The organism is Halalkalibacter lacteus (assembly GCF_036663595.1).
In the GTDB taxonomy this organism is placed as follows: Bacteria; Bacillota; Bacilli; order Bacillales; family Bacillaceae_D; genus Halalkalibacter; species Halalkalibacter lacteus.
In genome coordinates this window covers 1-249 of record NZ_JAWRVL010000357.1, presented here as the reverse complement: position 1 = coordinate 249, position 249 = coordinate 1, and the positions used below count along the sequence as shown (strand labels likewise).

The 249-nt window shown below is 57.8% G+C and carries 1 protein-coding gene; it reads right to left on the bottom strand.

The genetic code is table 11. The features are described from left to right. Positions 1-33 precede the first annotated feature (33 nt). On the bottom strand, positions 34-249 hold a 216-nt coding region (locus SAZ04_RS22655; RefSeq protein WP_332699978.1), incomplete at its 5' end, for a DUF3090 family protein.

Genomic DNA, 249 nt, shown 5'->3' with positions numbered 1-249 from the left:
ACTCATGAATTGTGCAGCGAGCGCTTTACCGGTCTAATGTTTATATCCGTTCTTTTTGGGACAGAAATGGCCTTCGGGCTCCATAGGTTGACCGCACTGTGGGCAGATCGGCCGCCCGCGCGAGACCACTTCCACGCCCCAGCGCGCCAGCATCCGTACCTGCGTACGCGATGCCCAAAAGCGGACGACTGCCGCAGACTCAGGATCTTCCTCTTCGGTCAGCAACTCTTTGGTGAAGACGACAACGCG